Raw genomic sequence first — 17,597 nt, 5'->3', positions numbered from 1 at the left:
ACAAGTGCACCGTTTAAACACTTTGGGCCTGGCTGGCCGTGCAAAGACCTTTGATGCCGGATGCGATTTCGGGCTTGGCTGCCAATGTGTCGGCGGCGATGCTGCGCGCGGTATCAAGCAATGCGTCATGTGGAACAAGTTGATCGACAAGACCAAAGGAAAACGCATCCGCCGCCGAAATTTTTTGCCCGCCCATCAGGATCAGCTTGGCGCGGGCCGGCCCGATCAAGGCCGCCATACGCGCGGGATCGGACGGTTGCGGCAAAAACCCCAGTTTCATTACCGGATAGAAAAAACGGGCTTCCGGCACTGAAATGCGCAAATCGCACGCCAGCGCCATCCCCATCGCGCCGCCCGCCAGCGTACCGTTCAGCGCCGCAATGCTAAGCCCCGGCAACGCTGCAATAGCTCCGGACAAGCGTTCCCATATACCGGATGTCGCCAGGCCGGCGCGCGCCTCTTCCAGATCGGCACCGGCGCTGAACACGTTGCCCTTGCCCGTCAGAATCAGAACCCGCGCATCCTGTGCGGCTTCGGCGATGTCGGCCAGTTGGCCAAGCATGGTATGTGTCAGCGAATTGGCTTTGTCGGGCCGATCAATGGTGGCGATCCAAAGGCCACCATCCTTGTGCAGCCGGATCATTCCAGCCCCACCTTTTTGCGGATATCTTCGTCACGCAGGGAAATTTCACGGCCAAGCCAGTCGTTTGCATCCGCGCTGCACATCCACAAAAGCGCGCGGGCGGGCCAATCGGCGGGGATATGCACATCCCAGTCCAGCTGACTGACGGGGTTCACACCGCTGGCCTTGATTTCGCGCTGCATTTCAGTGGCCACGGTACCGGGCGACAGGCCGATCGCGCGAATGCCCTTGTCGGCGGATTCCAGATCAACACACCGCGTCAGCATCGCAACGGCAGCCTTGGAAGCGCAATAATGGCTCCATGCCTCGACAGGGCCATGCGCCGCGCCAGAACTGATCGTGAGGATTGACCCGCCACCGGCGGCTTCCATCACGGGAAGCGCCGCACGCATGCCGTTAAAGACACCTTTCAGGTTGATATCGATTACGTGACCCCATGCCTCGGGGTCGGCTGTGGACAGGTGGGAAATCGGCTCGATCACACCGGCATTGTTGATCAGCACATCCAGCCCGCCGAAGGTCTTGACTGTCGCGTTTACCGCGGCCTCAACCTCCCAATAGCGGCTGACATCGCAGGGAATGGCCAACGCCCGTTCGCCGATATCCTGCGCCAGAGCGCCAATCGCGTCCTGACTGCGCGCCACAAGCGCCACATTGGCCCCGGCCTCTGCAAAAACACGGGCGGCGGCGGCACCGATGCCGCGGCTTGCACCTGTGATCATTACCGTTTTGCCTGTCATGTTCATGTGTCACCTATCTGTCATTGCCACCGCACCATTATGTGAACGGCCCCAAAGTGGTAAACCGCACATCGGCAAGGGTCCAGCCCTTGCTCTCTTGACCATTGATTGCCATAGCCTGGACATAGAAGCATCATTTGACCGAGAAAGGGTTCACAATGCTTATTTCAAAACACGTGGGCACTGCCAGTGCCCTGGCCCTTATTCTGGGCACTCAAACCGCCTCTGCCGATGTGACCGCGCAGGATATCTGGTCGGACTGGCGCGGATATCTGGAAGGCATGGGATATAGCGTTGACGCGAATGAATCGTCATCAAGCGGCGTTCTGACGGTTTCGGATATCACAATGTCGATGGTCATGCCCGATGATGAGGAAACCGTGGCGATTGAATTGGATACGATTTCTTTCGCTGAAAACGGCGATGGCACCGTATCCATCCAGTTTCCCGAGGTGATGCCGATCAAGATCACCGGTGATGTCGAAAGCGGATCGCCGGCCACTGCACAAATCGATTATTCACAATCCGGGTTCAACATGGTCGCATCCGGCGCGCCCGATGACGTGACGTATACCTATAGCGCGGATCGCATTGCGATGGCGCTGGCCAGCCTGAATGTCGAAGGTGAAAACGTTTCCGAAGAAGATGTGCGGTTTCGTGTGGATATGGCCGACATTGCCGGCACCCATGTGATGAAGACCGCAGATGTCCGCACATACAATCAGGCCAGCAACATTGGCACGATTTCGTACGAGTTGGACGTGACCGACCGCGAAAACGATGGCCGCGGCGCGTTCAAGGGAACCATCAACGGGATCACCGCAAACGGCAACGGAACATTGCCATTGGTGCTGGACAGCTCTGATGTGGCAGCGATGTTCAAGGACGGTTTCGCGTTTGACGGCAGCTTTGATTATCAAAGCGGCAATTCGGAATTCAACGTTCAGGATCCCGTGGATGGCAATTTCAGCGGTACCACTTCATCGCAGGGCGGTTCGCTGGCGGCATCAATGGACGGGGAAACACTGTCATATGATGTGACATCGCGCAATTCGGCGATCAACGTCACCGGCGCGCAAATTCCGTTCGGGTTGTCGGCCACGATGGACGAAACCCTGTTCAAATTGTCCGTGCCAATTGCAAAATCCGACGAAGAACAGGATTTTGGTCTGGCGATCACATTGGGCAATTTCGCAATGGATGACACGTTGTGGAACATGTTTGATCCGTCCGGTGCGCTGCCGCGCGATCCGGCAACCATCAACATTGATCTTGCGGGCAAAGCCAAGGTTCTGGTTGATTTCATGGACCCCGATGCCACCGCCGCGATGGAAGCATCTGGCACCGTTCCCGGAGAGTTGAATTCGCTTGAACTGCGCAATCTGCTGGTCTCCGTCGCCGGCGCCGCGCTAAGTGGCAAGGGCAGCTTTACCTTTGATAATACACAAGAGTTCAACGGGATGCCGAAACCGACCGGATCTGTCGATCTGAAACTGGTCGGTGGCAACGGGCTGATCGACAAGCTGGTCGGCATGGGCATGCTGCCCGAAGAACAGGCGATGGGCGCGCGCATGATGATGGGCTTGTTCGCTGTTCCCGGAGAAGGTGCCGATACACTGAATTCCAAGATCGAAATCAACGATCAGGGCCACGTTCTGGCCAATGGACAGCGCATTCAGTAAGGGTTTCAATCACCCCTGAAAACAAAGGGGTCGCGATCCTGCGGCCCCTTTTTTTCATATCCCATTTTCAGATTTATTTTCCGTCCCAGCCCGCAAGAAGCCCTGGTTTCGCAGATGGGTTTGTTGCCACATGGCGGGCCAACGAAACATCGCCTGTGTCAGTCCTCTGGTTTCGTCCGCGATTTCGATGGCGACCGAAAGCGGAGTTGGCCAATTCGGATCAAGAGTTGCTTCGACTTCACCGGGGCAAAAATATAACTGGGCGTGGTGTTTGGCTGCAAGATGCCGCATCCGTTCGTTTTCCCGAAGACACGTCATGTACAGCGTTTTGACGCCCCGATTTCGGGCGAACGCAATAACACGCTCGAACAAGGCATCGCCGATGCCCCCGTTCTGCCAATCCGGTTCAACGGAAAACGCGGCTTCGGCCATTGCGGGCCAAGACCGGTAGAGACCGCGCAATTCCGCAATTGCTCTGAGGGTACCGCTGCTGAAGGCGCCACAAACGATGCTGTCGTAACGCAGAATACGTCGTGCATATGCCTTGACGCTCTCATCGTTGACAGCACCGCCAAAGCGGACACGCCGCGTTTCGGCGTCAAGTCGTAGAAGGTGATTGCTGATCGCTTCTTGGTCAACGGCCCAAAGTCGGCGAATAAGCAGATCATGCGCTGTGTCTGGGATCATGTATCCGCTCTCCTGACCCATTAGATAGCCGCTCCTTCCGATAAGAACAGAATTGCATGACAAATTATTCTGCGTTGCAGAAAACTTGCGCGATTTCCCGCCGTGACGCCGTGTATTTGATCACAGAGCGCGTTCGAAACAGGCCAGACCCTGTCAGATGAAAAGACTGCGCCATGCTTGCATGACACTCCTTTCCATCCTGTCCCCTTGCGGGTGGGGGCCAGCGGCGCTACCTCGGGATTGGAAACGGTAAAGGCAGAACATGACCCGATCTTTGGAGCAACTGACGAACGATCTTTTGCAGGCCGCGCAAAAGGCAGGCGCGGACAATGCGGATGCAATGGCCGTGCAGGGCACATCCGTTTCGATCGATGTGCGTGCTGGACGGCTGGAACAGGCCGAACGGTCCGAAGGTATCGATATCGGGTTGCGGGTTCTGGTGGGTCAGCGGCAGGCCAATGTGTCCGCTTCCGACACGCGGCCCCAGACCCTGACGGAAATGGCACAGCGCGCCGTTGCAATGGCACGCGAGGCGCTGGAAGATCCGCATATCGGTCTGGCGGATCCTGCGGAACTGGCGCGTGACTGGGATATTTCTGCACTGGAACTGGCCGATCCTGCGGCCGAACCCGATCCGGCGGAATTGCAACAGGATGCCGAGCGCGCCGAAGCGGCGGCACTGGGTGTCAGGGGGGTTACGCAGGTGCAATCCGCATCCGCGGCCTATGGCGCACGTCAGGTGCATCTGGCGGCCACAAACGGGTTTTCCGGTGGATACAGCCGCACGGATCGCGCGATATCCTGCGTTGCCATTGCAGGTACCGGCACGGGAATGGAACGCGACTATGACGGGGACAGCCGCCTGTTCCAGTCCGATTTGCGCGCCCCCGAAGATATCGGCGAAACCGCCGGCACCCGCGCACTGGCCCGGATCGGCGCGGTACAACCCCCGACCGGCTCCTATCCGGTGCTGTTTGACGAACGCATTTCGTCGTCTTTGATCGGGCATCTTCTGTCCGCGATCAACGGTATCGCAATTGCGCGTGGTGCATCCTGGCTGCGCGATGCGCTGGGCCAGACGGTTTTGCCGGCACATCTTTCGCTGGTTGAAGACCCGCACCGTATCCGGACATCCGGATCGCGCCCATTTGACGCCGAAGGTCTGGCCACCAGACCGCGCAACATCATCGAAAACGGTGTTTTGACCGGATGGACACTTGATCTGGCGACAGCGCGCAAGCTGGGCATGGTGTCCACCGCAAACGCGGCACGCGGTACATCCGGCCCGCCTTCACCGTCAAACTGGAATGTGGCACTGACCCAGGGCACCCACAGCAAGGAAGACCTGATACGCGATATGGGCACCGGGCTGCTGGTAACATCGATGATCGGGTCTACGATCAACCCGAACACGGGTGATTATTCGCGTGGTGCCGCCGGGCTTTGGATTGAAAACGGTAAAATCAGCCATCCGGTCAATGAATGCACCATAGCCGGAAATCTGCGCGATATGCTGGCCCGCCTGATCCCCGCCAATGATGCACGCACGCATCTGAGCCGCGTGGTTCCTTCGCTTCTGGTAGAAGGGATGACCCTTGCCGGAAAGTGATCTGAACCTATTGATCAACGCGGCGCTGGCCGCAGGAGACATCGCAACGGAATTCACCGGTGCCGATGCGGTCAGATGGGACAAACCGGATGGTGCCGGCCCCGTTACCGAAGCCGATCTGGCAGTGAACGACATGCTGGAACGCAGATTGCGCACCGCCCGGCCGGGTTACGGCTGGCTGTCGGAAGAAACCGAAGATTCCGCCGCACGCCTGGACAAGGATACCGTATTCATCATCGATCCGATCGATGGCACCCGCAGCTTTGTCGAAGGATCGCGCACATGGGCGCACGCCCTTGCCATCGCGCACAAGGGTGTTGTCACGGCAGCCGTTATCTACCTGCCCTTGCGCGACAAGCTTTACAGTGCGGCGCAGGGGCAAGGTGCCTTTCTGAACAATCAGCCCATTCATGCGACAGACACTGCCGATCTGGCCGGCGCGCAGGTTCTGGCCGCGCGCCCGAACCTGTCCGAAGTTCACTGGCCACGCGGTGTTCCGCAGATCACACGGGCCTATCGCCCGTCACTGGCCTATCGGCTGGCACTGGTCGCCGAAGGGCGGTTCGATGCCATGCTGACCCTGCGCGACAGCTGGGAATGGGATATCGCCGCAGGTCATCTGATTCTGAGCGAGGCTGGCGCCATTTGTACCGACAAGACCGGCGAGCAACTGCTGTTCAACAACGCCCGGCCTATGTTGAACGGCGTTGTGTCGGGCGGCATCGCCGTTCACAGCCAGATCATGACGGCGCTGGGACATGCCCCCCGCCCTGCTGCTTGACGCGACAGGCCAATTCCGTAGGTTGGCGCACAATCGAAACACTGTAACCAAAGGGACACGCGATATGACCCAACGCCTGCATCTTGTCTTTGGAGGCGAGTTGGTCGATCCAACCCGCAATACGTTCAAAGACGTCGACGACATCCATATTGTCGGCATCTTCCCCGATTACGACAGCGCCTATAATGCGTGGAAATCCGAAGCGCAGCGCACGGTCGACAACGCACATATGCGCTATTTCATCGCGCATCTGCACCGCTTACGCGATGAAGAGGCCGAAGCGTCTTCGACCGAAGAACTGGAATAATGGCCGGATGGCGCGATCTCTTAGCCTAGCGGCCTATCGCGCATATATGAAGCGTGGGCCCGTTCCCGATTACACACCCGTCAGGCCACGCCCAAGGGGGGAACTTGTCTGGGCGCACGCCACCAACCCCACGCGTCTTGTTGCGCTTGCCGATCTGACCGGTCGGCTGGCCGCGCAACGAGGCGCGATCACGATCCTGATCACCTATGACCCGGCGCTGGTCAGCCAGAAACTGATCGACAAGCTGGCCGTTTCCCACAAAGAGATCATCACCGAAGCCTTGCCCGCCGATCATCCTGCTACCGTAACGCGATTTCTGGACCACTGGGCCCCCAATGTCTGCTTGTGGACCGGAGGTTTCTTGCAGCCCAACATGGTGTTAAACGCGGCCGACCGCAAAGTGCCGCTGTTTCTGATCGATGCCAGCGAAAACGGCTTTGACAGCCGCAAGGAGCGTTGGTTTCCCGAGGTGACACGGCAACTGGTCAAGTGTTTTTCCGTGATCATGGCGCAATCGGATACGGCGCGCCAAAGACTGTTGAAACTCGGGTTGCCCCCGAAATCTGTTGAACTCACCCCCTTGCTGCGTCCCGGAGGTCAGGCGCTGCCCTGCAACATGGACGAACTGGATGATCTGGCGAACCAGTTGGCCGGGCGCCCGATCTGGCTTGCCGCCGATGTGCAGCGGGACGAAGTTGATCTGGTGCTTCAGGCACACCGAACGGCAGCCCGTCTGGCCCATCGTCTGCTGTTGATTCTGGTGTCGGCATCACCGAATGAAAAACTGGCCGATTATGTTGCATCGCAAGGCTTGCGCGTGGCGCACTGGGCACATGGCGGCACGGCTGACGAACTGACACAGGTTCTTGTGGTTGATAGTCCCGAAGATCTTGGCCTGTGGTACCGGCTTGCGCCGCTGGCGTTTGTTGGTAGTTCACTGGTGTCAGGTTATGGCGGGCGTGATCCCTTCGTTGCTGCGGCGCTTGGGTCGGCAATCCTTTATGGACCGAATGTGGGGGATCATCTGGATTCTTATTCCCGCCTTGCATCGGCGGGGGCCGCGCGCATCGTCAAGGATGCTGACGGGCTGGGAACATCCGTCCTGCGATTGATTGCACCTGATCTTGCTGCGTCAATGGCGCATGCCGGGTGGGAGGTTGTTTCAGAAGGCGCTGAACTGACCGACCGTGTGGTCGATCTGATGCAGGACGCGCTGGACACGGAGACATCGCGATGACGCGACCGCCCGGTTTCTGGTATTCGTCTGGCGGCTGGCGATCGGCCCTTCTGGCGCCGTTGGGGGCGATTTACGCCAAGGCGACAGCACGGCGTCTGGCAAACGGAACGCCAGAAAAAATGAATGTGCCGGTGATCTGCGTCGGCAATCTGAACGCGGGCGGCACCGGCAAGACACCAACGGTGATTGCCCTGATCGAACGGCTGCGCAATCTGGGCCATGTGGTGCATGTGGTGTCGCGCGGCTATGGCGGTACGCTTGCCGGGCCGGTTCAGGTAGACCCCGCCACCCACAAGGCGCATCAGGTCGGAGACGAACCGCTGTTGCTGGCAGCGTTCGCTGAAGTCTGGGTGTCACACGATCGCGCGGCAGGCGCGAAACGGGCGATTGAAGCAGGGGCCAGCATCGTTGTACTGGATGACGGATTTCAGAACCCCGCGCTAAGCTATGATCTGGCGCTGGTGGTGGTCGATGCAGACAAGGGGTTTGGCAATGGCAAATGCCTGCCCGCTGGCCCGTTGCGCGAACCGGTTGAAACCGGTCTGGCGCGCGCGGATGCCGTCGTTTCAATCGGCACGGACGAGGCACAGGTGCGGTTCAGACAACGTTGGGGGGCCAAACTGGCCTTGCCCCATATCACCGGCGCTCTGGTTCCTTTGAACACGGGCATGCAATGGAGCGACGGGCGCTATCTGGCATTTGCCGGGATCGGGCATCCGGAAAAGTTTTTTGCAACCCTGCACCAACTTGGGGCCGAACTGGTGCACGGCGAAGCACTGGATGATCATCAGGAACTGACGCCGACCCTGATGCGCCGGCTGGAGGCTGACGCGCTGCAGCAGAATGCGCAACTGGTCACGACGGAAAAGGATGCCGTCCGCTTGCCGCCCGAGTTCCGCAGGCAGGTGATCACGTTGCCGGTGCGTCTGGTTCTGGATGACAGCACTGTGCTGGACGAAATGCTGGCGCGGTTTCCCGCACCCTGAAACGCTGTTTCTAAGATGGGGCAAACAAATTTCATCCCGCGCCCAAGGATTGACCAAGCGCATGCGTCCAACAAAGGTGATGCGAATGGATGCAAGCGACGACGATCTGGCCATGGCGGCCGCAGGTGGCGATGGAGCCGCGTTTGCGGCGCTGTTGGCGCGGCGCTATGACGGGCTGTTCCGGCTGGCCTTTCGCCTGACCGGATCACAGCACGAAGCCGAAGACCTGACACAAGATATATGCGCCGCACTGCCCGCGAAATTGCGGGCCTTTCGCGGCGATGCCAAGCTGACCACGTGGTTATATCGCGTTGTCGTCAACGCGGCCCATGACAGGCGGCGCAAACGCGCCAGCCATACACGCGCGGCGGATGGCTGGGGCGATTGGGAATTGAACCGTCGAGGCGCGGATGCCGATACTGCGCGCCAGATAGACTGGTTGACGACATCCATGGCTTTGCTGCCGGACGATCTGCGCGACACACTGGCACTGGTGCTTGACGACATGACGCATCGCGATGCGGCCGCCGTTCTGGGTGTGTCCGAAGGCACGATCAGCTGGCGTATTTCCGAAGCCAAGAAACACCTGCGCGCCCTGCGCGAAAAAGAGGATCAGACATGAGTGATGATCTTGACGACCTGAAGGCGGCAATGAAGGCCGCGACTCCGGCACCTGATGCCGCAACGAAGGCTGCGCATCTGGCGCTGGCACAGGAAAACTTTGCCCGTCTCCAAGGATCACCGGCTGTGAGCCGTCCTACACCCAATCGCCCGCTTTCGGGCCTTTGGACAGGGATGAAAACAATGCTGGACAGAATGACATCGCGCGGTGGACTGGCCGCGACAACCGCACTTGTCGCCGCTGCATTCGTGGTACTGACGCCTTTGGGGGATGATCTTTTGCAGCCTCCTGCACCGGGTCTTGTCCCGGTTTCGCAAGCGCCCGACACATCAGGCAACACGACACTGGCAAACAGGCAGCGGGCTGAAGCAGACAGCGTGGCCCCCGCCGCAGCACCCAAGGCGGTTGGCCGCGAACAGGAGGACAGCGATGGTATCGTTGCCTTGACGCAAGCACCGCAAGCCGAATTGCGTGCGTTCTCTTCAGATCAGAGCGTAACACTGCGGGAACAGCCTATTGCGCCAGAAATGCAGCCCGACAGCGAAACCTTTGCCAATGCGGCATCCAACCCGGTGCAGATTATGGCTGAAACCCCGGTTTCGACGTTTTCTGTTGATGTCGATACCGCGTCTTATGCGGTTGTGCGCAGTGCGCTGATGAACGGGGTTTTGCCAGAGGCGGATGCGGTACGGGTAGAAGAAATGGTGAACTATTTCCCCTACGATTACGCGGCCCCGACAGGTGATGCCCCGTTCCTGCCCACCGTGTCCGTTGCCCGAACACCATGGAACCCGGATACGCAACTGGTGCATATCGGTATTCAGGGCGCGCTGCCCGATGTGGCAGACCGCCCGCCGCTGAACCTTGTGTTCCTGATCGATACATCGGGGTCGATGAACCAGCCCAACAAACTGCCGCTGCTGAAACAGTCGTTCCGTCTGATGCTGGGCCAGTTGCGCGCGCAGGATCAGGTGGCCATTGTCACCTATGCGGGCAGTGCAGGGCAGGTTCTGGCCCCGACAGAGGCCTCTGACAGCAGCACAATTCTGGCCGCTCTGGACCGCCTGGATGCAGGCGGATCAACGGCGGGACAGGCCGGATTGCAGCAGGCCTATGCACTTGCCGACACTATGGCGCAGGATGGCGAAGTGACCCGCGTTGTGCTGGCCACCGATGGTGATTTCAACGTCGGGCTGTCCGATCCTGAAGCGTTAAAGACATATATCGCGCAGCAACGTGACAGCGGCACATATCTAAGCGTTCTGGGCTTCGGGCGGGGCAATCTGGATGATGCGACCCTGCAGGCGCTGGCGCAAAACGGCAACGGACAGGCGGCATATATCGATACGCTGGCTGAGGCGCAGAAGGTTCTGGTGGACCAGTTGACCGGAGCGTTGTTTCCGATTGCGAACGATGTGAAAATTCAGGTTGAATTCAATCCCGTCGAAATCGCCGAATACAGGCTGATCGGTTATGAAACACGCACCTTGCGGCGCGAAGATTTCAACAATGACGCCGTGGATGCGGGTGATATTGGTGCAGGACATACCGTGACAGCACTGTACGAAGTGACCCCGGTCGGATCCCCTGCACAGCTGAGCGAACCGTTGCGCTATGGCACATCGGCACCGGGTTCTGACACTGGCGAACTGGGATTTCTGCGCATCCGGTACAAATTGCCCGGCACAGATGAAAGCCAGCTGATCGAAACCCCGATCACAGCAGACGGACCGGCCATGCCGGACACCGGTTTTGCGATGGCGGTTGCAGGGTTCGGCCAATTGTTGCGCGGCAGTGTTTATCTGCACGACTGGGGCTATGGCGATGCCATCGCGCTTGCCAATGCCAACAAGGGCGCGGATGAATTCGGCTACCGCAGCGAAGCCGTCCGTCTGATGCGGCTCGCGCAAAGCCTGAGCGGGGAATAAGGAAACAAAAAACACCCGGTCGCAGAAACGACCGGGTGTCCGAGGGTAAGACCTTGGGGTCAGGTCTTAGTTGACGGCTTTCGCGTCAACCACGTCAGCCTCGACCGCCTTTGTCGAAGCAATTTCAATGCGACGCGGTTTCAGGGCTTCGGGCACTTCGCGCTGCAGATCAATGTGCAGCATCCCATCGGCGTGGGACGCACCTGTGACCCTTACGTGATCGGCCAGATGAAACCGGCGTTCAAAGGCGCGTGTGGCAATCCCGCGATGCAGATACGTCTTTTCTTCGCCGCTGTCCGCCTTGTTTGCGGTCACGATCAACGCGTTTTCCCTTACTTCAACGCCCAGATCGGCATCTGAAAATCCGGCAACCGCGATCGAAATGCGATACGCATCGTCGGCCGTTTTTTCGATGTTGTAAGGCGGATAGCTGGGTTGCGGCGCTTCGTTGGTCATCACGCGATCCATCAGATCGGCGATCTGGTCAAAACCGATGCTGGCACGGTGCAGCGGGGCAAAATCAAAGTTTCTCATGTGTCGTCATCCTCTTTCTGAGCGAGTACGAATTCAGTTTGACCTTCCCATTCGGGACAGGCCGGTTTGTGCGAAAGCCCTTATTTGGCACTTTCACATCATTAATCTGGGAATTCGCTGTTTCGCTTTCAAGGGTTTCAGGGTTTGACGAATTTCGCCCCGGTCCCACTCCGGTTGTCGCCTACTGTCAGGCGGCGCACACTGGCCGTCGGGCGCTGTTGCTGTGCGCGCAGCTCACGCTTCAACCGGTCAACCACCGCGGGCAGCGACATGCCGACCGCCAGTTTCTTGCCGTTCATGATCGTCATGCCCGACACCACCGAAACGATACGCCCGCGATTGCCCACACGCGCGAAAACCGGTGCCCCGGAAGACCCGAATGTGACGTTGCAATCAAAGGCCATCACATCATCAAAATTTCCAAGCATCCTGCACTCGCGTTGGCGCGACAATGCTTCGGCGCGGCCCTGACCATAAGACACAACGCTGACGGTTGATCCGGCCGCTGCGCCCTTGTGCAAAACAAAGGGGTTTGCCTCGGTGCTGGTGATCGCATCGCGCAAGCGCAACAACGCCACATCATGACGCACGTTTTCGCCGTCAAACGCGCCCTTCGGATCATAGCCCGAATGCGCCGCAATCTGTGCCACAACCCGTTCCGCAATGGCTGTGCCATCGCGCAAGCCTGCCCGAAATATCAGTTGATCGGCCTGGACCAGTTCTTTGGTTTCGGGGTGGTACACACAATGCGCCGCCGTCAACACAAGATCGGATGCGATCAGGGTGCCGGTGCAGAACCCGGCCCCGGCCATATCAATCCGGCCAACTGCTTCCCATCCCAGCAGATCCTCGCGATCGCTCAATCGCGCCAGCCCGCTGGTCTGGGCCATCGCCAGACCGGCAATCATGCTGCACACCAGCGCAGACAGAACGATCCGAAAGCCCGTCATGGCTTGACGAATTTGGCACCTGTATCATTTCTGGTGCCACCAACAGATACGCGCTTGACGACCGGCCCCGCCGGTTGAAACACGCCTTCGCCAGCGGCCAGTGCCGCCTTTAACTGTTCAAGGGGTTCGGTCAATGCAGTGCCCAGCGCAACCTTGGTGCCTTCCACTTCGGCCTTGGCCGACACAACAGACACGATACGCGGGATGCCCTGCTCAAAGGTAAAGATCGGTGCGCCGGACGACCCGAAATCGACATTGCAGGTCATGACAAGAACACCTTCCTGCCGTGCCAGCACACCGCACACCTCTTGCAGCGACGGGGCTTCAGACCGGTCTTTGGCGTAGGATACCACGCCGACGCGGTCGCCTTTTTTCGGACGCGCGGCGGTTGCAAATGGGGTTACCGTGGTATTGCGGATCGGGCGTTCCAGTTCCAGAAGGGCGATATCGTTGCGCACCCTGATGGATGATGCCGCATCGTCATAGACATATTCGGGATGCACCACGGCGCGCCGCACCTTGCGATAGGCCGAGGCCCGCCCGTTGCGCCAGCCTGCAAGGAATTCGACCGTCTCGTGGTTGATGCGTTCCTTGGATACCTTGTTGAACAGGCAATGCGCCGCCGTCAGTACCAGATCGGGCGCGATCAGCGCGCCGGTGCAAAACCCAGTGCCATCGATATCCAACCGCCCGACGGCTTCCCATGCGCGGCCATCATCCACCGAATCCAGACTTCGCAGCCGTGCATCCTGCGCAAAAGCTGCGGTGGTCGTGACCAGCGCCATAAGTGAGATCGACATCCAACGCCGCACGCGCGTCTCCCTTTTCGTTCGGGTTTGAACTAAAGACGACTTAAGGCAAAATTAGGGCGTCCACGCGGCTTCTAGCGCAATATGGGCACTTGGGGAACGCGTTTTCCCTCTTGTTCCAGCGCTGGTGGCTTTGGCCCGCCTGTGGCCCAATCCAGCAATTCGACAGTGTGGACAATCGGAATGTCCGTTGCTCCGCCGATCTGCATCATGCAACCGATGTTTCCGGCCGCAATAATATCGGGGCTTCGCGCCTCCAACGTGCGTACCTTGCGCTCTTTCAACTGCTTGGAAATCGCAGGTTGCATCAGATTGTAGGTGCCCGCCGACCCGCAACACAAATGGCTGTCGGCAGGTTCCACCACTCCAAATCCCGCCTTGCGTAACAAATCTTTTGGAAACGTCTTGATCTGCTGGCCATGTTGCAGCGAACAGGCGGCGTGATAAGCCACGATCAGGCCCTTGTCGGCGCCGTCGGGCATCTCAAGCTGCATCAGCAATTCGGACACATCCATGGCGATATCCGCAACCCGCGCGGCATCCTTGGCCAGCGCATGATGACGGAACATATGGCCATAATCCTTGACGGTGGTGCCACAACCGCTGGTGTTGATCACGATCGCGTCCAGACCGTCGCCATCCATTTCCGCCGCCCAGGCGGTGATGTTTTTCGCCGCCGTTGCATGGCTTTCATCGGTCTTGCCCATGTGATGGGTCAACGCACCACAGCATCCTGCCCCCTTGGCGATCACCACGTCGCATCCCAGCCGTTTCAAAAGCCGGATCGTGGCATCATTGATATCCGTGTTCAGCGCCTTTTGCGCACAGCCTGTCATCAGCGCCACCCGTTTGCGGCGCGGGCCCTCGGACACAAAGGTTTGCGGGTCATCATTTCGGCTGACCGGCGGGATCACCTTGGGCGCCATTTCCAGCATCGCGCGCAACCGCGCATCCGGCATCAGACGGGCAAAGGGCCGTCCGATCTTTGCCCCCAGCAGCGCAATCCGGAACCGCATAGGATAGGGCAGAATCCGCGCCAGCACCCAGCGCAGGGCGCGGTCGCTCAGCGGGCGTTTATAAGTGTTTTCAATATATTCACGGGCATGATCAACAAGGTGCATGTAATGCACGCCGGACGGACAGGTTGTCATACACGCAAGGCAAGACAGGCAGCGGTCGATATGCTTCACGGTTTTTGCATCCGGAACGCGGTTGTTTTCCAGCATGTCCTTGATCAGGTAGATGCGGCCCCGCGGGCTGTCCAGCTCGTCCCCCAGAACCTGATAGGTCGGGCAGGTCGCGGTGCAGAATCCGCAATGCACGCAGGTACGCAAGATCTCGTTCGACCGCGCAATCGCCGGATCGCTCAACTGTTCCGGGGTAAAGGTTGTCTGCATCCGCTCAGCCCTCTTGACGGGGTTGCATCAACCCGGTGTTCAGAATGTTTTTCGGGTCGAATTTGGCGCGCAGGCCCGCCGTAATGGCTTCGATCGGGGCCGGTTGGGGCTGGAATGTTCCCAATCGTGCCTTTGTCTCTGCGCTGGCACGCACAAGGGTGGCATGGCCATCATACGCCCCCAGACTGGCCCGTGCATCCGTACCTTCGGGCGTCAGCGCCCAGATCAATCCGCCGCCCCAGTCGAACAGAGTATCGGTTGCAGACAAGGCCGCACTTAGCTGCGGTCCATCAGAAGGTTTGCACGAAACCCGCCAGACATCGCCTCCAACACCGTGAAAGGGCGCAACATCGCGGATCCCCGTCCACATCGCATCGGTTTTTTTAGGGTCCGTTTCCACGCGTGCAGCGCCATAACCCGCCAGCAGGTCCACCAGTTTGCCCGACCGGTATTTGACCGATCCCTCAAAGCCTTCAATCCGGATCATTGTGACCGGCTTTTCTTCGAGCCCGCGCGGCATATGCGCCGCGCCCGATACTTCAAACGGTGATCCCAGCGCGTCAGACATGGCACGCACCGCCTCTGCATCGCTCAGTCCGTCAATCATGATGCAGGCCACAACATCGGTGCGCGGCAGAACCTTCAGCGCCACTTCGCTCAATACGCCCAGCGTGCCATAGGATCCGGTCATCAGTTTCACCAGATCGTAGCCGGTGACGTTCTTCATCACGCGACCGCCGTTTTTCAGGACCGTCCCGGCCCCGTCGACAAACCGGACCCCCAGCATGTAATCGCGCGCCGCGCCTGATTGTATCCGGCGCGGACCGCTGACATTGGCGGCGATCACTCCCCCGATTGTGGGCTCGCCGTCGGTGCCCAGCAAAGCGCGATGATCCATCGGTTCGAACGGCAGGCGCTGGTTTTCCTTTGCCAGTGCCGCTTCGATTTCACTCATGCGTGTCCCGGCCTTGGCAACAATGGTCAACGCACCCGGTTCATACAGCTCAATCCCCGACAGGCCGGACACCGACAACGGCGCGCCCTCTGCGGAAAAGCCGCGGGTGCCGCCGCCGGAGATCGCCAGCGGTGCGTCCGCAGTCGCGATGATGTCGGCCAGTTCGGCCTCTGTCTTGGGGGTCATTGTTTCATCTTTTCTGAAATACTTTGGGGGTCCGGGGGCAACGCCCCCGATTATTCGGCGGCCAGCGCAGGTTCGCGCCGCGGCGCCGAGACCGCCAGCGGGAACACTTTAGCCGGGTTCAGCAGCCATGCAGGATCAAACACATCCTTGATCGCCATCTGCACTTCCAGATCGGCGGCATCGTACTGGTCCAGCATCAGATCACGTTTTTCGATCCCGACACCGTGTTCGCCGGTCAGGCACCCACCAACTTCGACGCAAAGGCGCAGGACATCTGCCCCCATCGCTTCGCACAGTTCCAGATCACCGGGTTTGTTGGCATCAAACAGGATCAGCGGGTGCATGTTGCCGTCACCTGCGTGAAACACGTTGCCCACTTGCAGACCGTATTGCGTACCCATTTCACCGATCCGGCGCAGAACATAAGGCAGCGCGGATACGGGGATCGTTCCGTCCAGGCACATGTAATCGTTGATCTGGCCAATCGCGCCAAAGGCCGATTTGCGACCCAGCCAGATTTTCGCGCTTTCTTCGGGCGATTTGCTTTCGCGCAGTTCGACCGGATTGTGATTGCGCGCAATCTGCATAATCACGCCCAGTTGTTCGTCAATCTCCTGCGGTGCGCCTTCAACTTCGACGATCAGAAGCGCCTCGCAGTCGGGGTATCCGGCCTTGGCGAACTTGTCGGTCACTTCGATGCACAGCCGGTCCATGTATTCAATCGCAACCGGCAACACGCCTGCCTTGATGATGTCCGAAACGCAGGCACCCGCAACTTCGGCACTGTCAAAACCCATCAGGACGGGCCGCGCACCTTCTGGTTTGGGCAGAATACGCAGTGTCGCTTCGGTCACGACGCCCAGTTGCCCTTCGGAGCCGCAGATCACACCCAACAGGTCAAGCCCGCCGGCATCCATATGGCTGCCGCCCAGATCGACAATGCTGCCGTCCATCAACACCATTTTGACGCCCATCAGGTTATTCGTGGTCACGCCGTATTTCAGGCAATGCGCCCCACCGCTGTTCATCGCGATGTTGCCCGCAATCGCGCAGGCCAGCTGGCTGGACGGATCCGGCGCATAGAAAAAGCCGTTTTCCTCGACCGCGCCGGTCACACTCAGGTTGGTGCGGCCGGTCTGCACGCGGATCACCCGGTTGGCATAATCCGTTTCGATCACGTCGTTCATGCGGGCCACGCCCAAAATGACGCTGTCAGCGGTGGGCATCGCGCCCCCGGCCAGCGATGTGCCCGATCCGCGCGGCACCACAGGCACGCCTTCCTGATGGCAGATGCGCAGGACGTCGGAAACTTCCTGGGTATCGGCGGGCAGAACGGCCAGAAGCGGCGGGCATTTATAGGCGGTCAGAGCGTCGCATTCATAGGCTTTGGTTTCCGCGGGATCATCAATCACTGCATCGCGGGGCAACACCTCGCACAGGCGTTCCACCAGCCGTGCCTTGCGGGCCAGAATTGCGGGGTTGGGTATTGGCATTTCCATCAGCGATCTCCCTTTGGTAAGAAAATATAACCAATTTCTGCATCT

17 protein-coding genes are annotated in these 17,597 nt (G+C 59.3%); 8 read left to right on the top strand and 9 right to left on the bottom strand.

From position 1 onward, the window contains the following. Window positions 1–13 precede the first annotated feature (13 nt). Entirely contained in the window at window positions 14–643 is a 630-nt protein-coding gene (locus tag C1J05_RS00435; RefSeq protein WP_114868537.1) for an enoyl-CoA hydratase/isomerase family protein, read from the bottom strand. After that, window positions 640–1,389: an SDR family oxidoreductase gene (locus tag C1J05_RS00430; protein ID WP_114868536.1), complete on the bottom strand. Its 750-nt coding sequence runs from the start codon at window positions 1,387–1,389 to the stop codon at window positions 640–642. Before C1J05_RS00430 ends, C1J05_RS00435 begins: the two co-directional genes overlap by 4 nt. Window positions 1,390–1,541: 152 nt before the next feature. Between C1J05_RS00430 and C1J05_RS00425 the strand changes: the two genes are divergently transcribed. Continuing rightward, window positions 1,542–3,065, top strand: coding sequence for a DUF2125 domain-containing protein (locus C1J05_RS00425; RefSeq protein WP_114868535.1), 1,524 nt, complete (start codon window positions 1,542–1,544; stop codon window positions 3,063–3,065). Between the two features lie 54 nt (window positions 3,066–3,119). Here the strand turns inward: C1J05_RS00425 and C1J05_RS00420 are convergent, their stop codons facing one another. Then, window positions 3,120–3,752, bottom strand: a complete 633-nt coding sequence (locus C1J05_RS00420; RefSeq protein ID WP_162797867.1) for a GNAT family N-acetyltransferase — start codon at window positions 3,750–3,752, stop codon at window positions 3,120–3,122. Between the two features lie 262 nt (window positions 3,753–4,014). On the opposite strand from C1J05_RS00420, the gene C1J05_RS00415 reads away from it, so the two are divergent. The 7 genes from C1J05_RS00415 to C1J05_RS00385 all read left to right on the top strand — a co-directional run bounded on the left by C1J05_RS00415 (window position 4,015) and on the right by C1J05_RS00385 (window position 11,222). Continuing rightward, on the top strand, window positions 4,015–5,361 hold the full coding sequence (locus C1J05_RS00415; protein ID WP_114868533.1) for a TldD/PmbA family protein: 1,347 nt from the start codon (window positions 4,015–4,017) through the stop codon (window positions 5,359–5,361). Continuing rightward, on the top strand, window positions 5,348–6,142 hold the full coding sequence (locus C1J05_RS00410) for a 3'(2'),5'-bisphosphate nucleotidase CysQ (protein WP_114868532.1): 795 nt from the start codon (window positions 5,348–5,350) through the stop codon (window positions 6,140–6,142). The genes C1J05_RS00415 and C1J05_RS00410 overlap by 14 nt, the downstream gene beginning before the upstream one ends. A gap of 64 nt (window positions 6,143–6,206) precedes the next feature. Beyond that, complete coding sequence (locus tag C1J05_RS00405) at window positions 6,207–6,449, top strand: DUF4170 domain-containing protein (RefSeq protein WP_114872014.1); 243 nt, start codon at window positions 6,207–6,209, stop codon at window positions 6,447–6,449. A 7-nt stretch (window positions 6,450–6,456) separates the two neighbouring features. Then, window positions 6,457–7,686 (top strand): 3-deoxy-D-manno-octulosonic acid transferase, encoded by a 1,230-nt coding sequence (locus C1J05_RS00400; protein ID WP_114868531.1) that lies wholly within the window; start codon window positions 6,457–6,459, stop codon window positions 7,684–7,686. Continuing rightward, window positions 7,683–8,672 carry a tetraacyldisaccharide 4'-kinase gene (gene lpxK / locus C1J05_RS00395; RefSeq protein WP_114868530.1) on the top strand — a complete coding sequence of 330 codons (990 nt, stop codon included), beginning with the start codon at window positions 7,683–7,685 and terminating at the stop codon, window positions 8,670–8,672. The genes C1J05_RS00400 and lpxK overlap by 4 nt, the downstream gene beginning before the upstream one ends. Window positions 8,673–8,757: 85 nt before the next feature. Next, a complete protein-coding gene (locus C1J05_RS00390) occupies window positions 8,758–9,294 on the top strand; it encodes an RNA polymerase sigma factor (protein ID WP_114868529.1) in 537 nt (178 codons plus the stop codon). Beyond that, a complete protein-coding gene (locus C1J05_RS00385; protein ID WP_114868528.1) occupies window positions 9,291–11,222 on the top strand; it encodes a vWA domain-containing protein in 1,932 nt (643 codons plus the stop codon). The genes C1J05_RS00390 and C1J05_RS00385 overlap by 4 nt, the downstream gene beginning before the upstream one ends. Window positions 11,223–11,288: 66 nt before the next feature. On the opposite strand, the gene C1J05_RS00380 is transcribed toward C1J05_RS00385, so the two are convergent. From C1J05_RS00380 to C1J05_RS00355, 6 genes are all read right to left on the bottom strand, one after another. After that, window positions 11,289–11,756 carry an Hsp20 family protein gene (locus C1J05_RS00380; RefSeq protein ID WP_114868527.1) on the bottom strand — a complete coding sequence of 156 codons (468 nt, stop codon included), beginning with the start codon at window positions 11,754–11,756 and terminating at the stop codon, window positions 11,289–11,291. A gap of 137 nt (window positions 11,757–11,893) precedes the next feature. Next, entirely contained in the window at window positions 11,894–12,706 is an 813-nt protein-coding gene (locus tag C1J05_RS00375) for a trypsin-like serine peptidase (protein WP_205389015.1), read from the bottom strand. Further along, window positions 12,703–13,491: a trypsin-like serine peptidase gene (locus C1J05_RS00370; protein WP_114868526.1), complete on the bottom strand. Its 789-nt coding sequence runs from the start codon at window positions 13,489–13,491 to the stop codon at window positions 12,703–12,705. Before C1J05_RS00370 ends, C1J05_RS00375 begins: the two co-directional genes overlap by 4 nt. A gap of 98 nt (window positions 13,492–13,589) precedes the next feature. Next, window positions 13,590–14,912: a glycolate oxidase subunit GlcF gene (gene glcF, locus C1J05_RS00365; protein WP_114868525.1), complete on the bottom strand. Its 1,323-nt coding sequence runs from the start codon at window positions 14,910–14,912 to the stop codon at window positions 13,590–13,592. A gap of 4 nt (window positions 14,913–14,916) precedes the next feature. Beyond that, the gene (locus tag C1J05_RS00360) at window positions 14,917–16,053 is read right to left on the bottom strand and encodes an FAD-binding protein (protein WP_114868524.1); all 1,137 of its coding nucleotides are present in this window, start codon (window positions 16,051–16,053) and stop codon (window positions 14,917–14,919) included. 50 nt (window positions 16,054–16,103) lie between these two features. After that, on the bottom strand, window positions 16,104–17,552 hold the full coding sequence (locus C1J05_RS00355) for an FAD-linked oxidase C-terminal domain-containing protein (RefSeq protein WP_114868523.1): 1,449 nt from the start codon (window positions 17,550–17,552) through the stop codon (window positions 16,104–16,106). Window positions 17,553–17,597: the final 45 nt, after the last annotated feature.

Source organism: Sulfitobacter sp. JL08, from assembly GCF_003352045.1.
Classification (GTDB): Bacteria; Pseudomonadota; Alphaproteobacteria; order Rhodobacterales; family Rhodobacteraceae; genus JL08.
Note: the sequence above shows the minus strand (reverse complement) of the source record. Positions and strands in the feature narration are given on the sequence as shown.

What these genes read in the sequence shown, in the direction of transcription:
- C1J05_RS00435 (WP_114868537.1), bottom strand. Translation starts at nt 643, where the DNA reads ATGATCCGGCTGCACAAGGATGGTGGCCTTTGGATCGCCACCATTGAT.
- C1J05_RS00430 (WP_114868536.1), bottom strand. Translation starts at nt 1,389, where the DNA reads ATGAACATGACAGGCAAAACGGTAATGATCACAGGTGCAAGCCGCGGC.
- C1J05_RS00425 (WP_114868535.1), top strand. Translation starts at nt 1,542, where the DNA reads ATGCTTATTTCAAAACACGTGGGCACTGCCAGTGCCCTGGCCCTTATT.
- C1J05_RS00420 (WP_162797867.1), bottom strand. Translation starts at nt 3,752, where the DNA reads ATGATCCCAGACACAGCGCATGATCTGCTTATTCGCCGACTTTGGGCC.
- C1J05_RS00415 (WP_114868533.1), top strand. Translation starts at nt 4,015, where the DNA reads ATGACCCGATCTTTGGAGCAACTGACGAACGATCTTTTGCAGGCCGCG.
- C1J05_RS00405 (WP_114872014.1), top strand. Translation starts at nt 6,207, where the DNA reads ATGACCCAACGCCTGCATCTTGTCTTTGGAGGCGAGTTGGTCGATCCA.
- C1J05_RS00400 (WP_114868531.1), top strand. Translation starts at nt 6,457, where the DNA reads ATGGCGCGATCTCTTAGCCTAGCGGCCTATCGCGCATATATGAAGCGT.
- lpxK (WP_114868530.1), top strand. Translation starts at nt 7,683, where the DNA reads ATGACGCGACCGCCCGGTTTCTGGTATTCGTCTGGCGGCTGGCGATCG.
- C1J05_RS00390 (WP_114868529.1), top strand. Translation starts at nt 8,758, where the DNA reads ATGGATGCAAGCGACGACGATCTGGCCATGGCGGCCGCAGGTGGCGAT.
- C1J05_RS00385 (WP_114868528.1), top strand. Translation starts at nt 9,291, where the DNA reads ATGAGTGATGATCTTGACGACCTGAAGGCGGCAATGAAGGCCGCGACT.
- C1J05_RS00380 (WP_114868527.1), bottom strand. Translation starts at nt 11,756, where the DNA reads ATGAGAAACTTTGATTTTGCCCCGCTGCACCGTGCCAGCATCGGTTTT.
- C1J05_RS00375 (WP_205389015.1), bottom strand. Translation starts at nt 12,706, where the DNA reads ATGACGGGCTTTCGGATCGTTCTGTCTGCGCTGGTGTGCAGCATGATT.
- C1J05_RS00370 (WP_114868526.1), bottom strand. Translation starts at nt 13,491, where the DNA reads ATGGCGCTGGTCACGACCACCGCAGCTTTTGCGCAGGATGCACGGCTG.
- glcF (WP_114868525.1), bottom strand. Translation starts at nt 14,912, where the DNA reads ATGCAGACAACCTTTACCCCGGAACAGTTGAGCGATCCGGCGATTGCG.
- C1J05_RS00360 (WP_114868524.1), bottom strand. Translation starts at nt 16,053, where the DNA reads ATGACCCCCAAGACAGAGGCCGAACTGGCCGACATCATCGCGACTGCG.
- C1J05_RS00355 (WP_114868523.1), bottom strand. Translation starts at nt 17,552, where the DNA reads ATGGAAATGCCAATACCCAACCCCGCAATTCTGGCCCGCAAGGCACGG.